Annotated in this window: 2 protein-coding genes; one reads left to right on the top strand and one right to left on the bottom strand. The window is 69.4% G+C overall.

What is annotated here, in order from left to right; translation table 11 throughout:
* The first annotated feature begins 62 nt into the window (after nt 1–62).
* The gene (locus tag ABZ880_RS54390; RefSeq protein WP_361279424.1) at nt 63–1235 is read left to right on the top strand and encodes an IS4 family transposase; all 1173 of its coding nucleotides are present in this window, start codon (nt 63–65) and stop codon (nt 1233–1235) included.
* On the opposite strand, the gene ABZ880_RS54395 is transcribed toward ABZ880_RS54390, so the two are convergent.
* Nucleotides 1210–1458, bottom strand: a 249-nt coding sequence (locus ABZ880_RS54395; RefSeq protein ID WP_361279426.1) for a hypothetical protein, incomplete at its 5' end; no start/stop codon positions are given. The two genes, ABZ880_RS54390 and ABZ880_RS54395, sit on opposite strands and share 26 nt — an antisense overlap.

The raw sequence follows: 1458 nt of genomic DNA on the forward strand, positions 1-1458 counted from the left end.
CAATGCCGTTGTTTTAGCTGGCGGGCGTACGCTGCTGTGCAGTGGTCCCGGGGGTGGTTCGGGTGTCTGCAGATGTCGGTGAGTTATCGGGGTTAGGGCTGCTGACCTGGGTGTATCCGCCGGGGTTGGTGGATCGTGTGGTGGCCGCCTGTGGTCGTGCGGAGCATCGCAGACGCCTGCTGCCGGCCCGGCTGGTGGTGTACTTCGTGCTCGCACTGGCTCTGTTCTCCCCGGCGCCGTATCTGGAGGTGATGCGGCACCTGGTCGAGGGGCTGCGGGGCCAGGGGCTGCTGGGCGACTGGCACATCCCGGCGAAGTCGTCGCTGTTTCGAGCCCGCCAGCGGCTGGGTCCGGAGCCGCTGCGGGTGCTGTTTGCCACGTCCGCAAAGCCGATGGGCACCGAGGCCACCCCGGGCTGCTTCTGGCGGGGACTGCGGCTGCTGGCGGTGGACGGCACCTGCTGGGACGTGGCCGACAGCGCGGCCAACGAGGCCGCCTTCGGCCGTCCCGGAAACAGCCGCGGCCCCGACAAGTCCTGCTTTCCCCAGGTGCGGATGGCCTGCCTGATCGAGGTGGGCACCCATCTCGTGCTGGACGCGGAGCTGGCCGGCTGCCGCACCGGCGAAGTCACTCTGGTCGGCCGCCTGCCCCGTTCCTGCGGGCCGGGCCAGCTCGTCCTGGCCGACCGGGAGTTTCTCGGCGTGCCGTTGTGGCGGGCCTTCACCGACAGCGGCGCCGATCTGTTGTGGCGGGTGCCCGCCAACCGGATCCTGCCCGTGGAGCGGATGTTGCGGGACGGCTCCTGGCTCTCGCGCATCCATGCCCACACCGACCGCGCCCACACCGATCCGGTCACGGTGCGGGTGGTGGCCTACCAGCTGCACGGCACCGGCCAGGCGGTCGAGGACTACCGGCTGGTGACCACCCTGGCCGATGCCCGCCGCTATCCCGCCCGCCAGCTGGCCGCGCTCTACCACGAACGCTGGGAGGCAGAAGCCGTCTTCGCCGAGCTCAAGACCCATCAGCGCGGCGCCCGCACCGTGCTGAGCAGCAAGACCCCCGACGGCGTCCTGCAGCAGATCTGGGCCCACTTGCTCGTTCACCACGCACTGCGCGAACTGATGGTCAGAACCGCCGCCACCCGGGGCCTGGATGCCGACCGGGTCTCCTTCACCGAAACCCTGCGCTCCGCCCGGCGCAGCGTGACTGTCACACCGGGCAGCTTTTCCCCCTGAGCTGCTGGTCAGAACTCTGGTCCTGCTCCAGCACGACCTGCTCGAACGCATGCTGCCCGCCAGACGCCTGCGAAGCCAGCCCCGCGTCGTCAAACGCAAGATGTCCAATTACCGGCTCAAACGGGCCGAACACCACACCTGGCCCCAACCCACCCACACCGGCGCCCGAGCAGTCCGCATCAAACGACCCCAACCCGCAACCACGTAAAGCAACGGCATTGGG

Origin of the sequence: Streptomyces sp. NPDC047043, from assembly GCF_040644055.1 — a bacterium.
Lineage (GTDB): Bacteria > Actinomycetota > Actinomycetes > Streptomycetales > Streptomycetaceae > Streptomyces.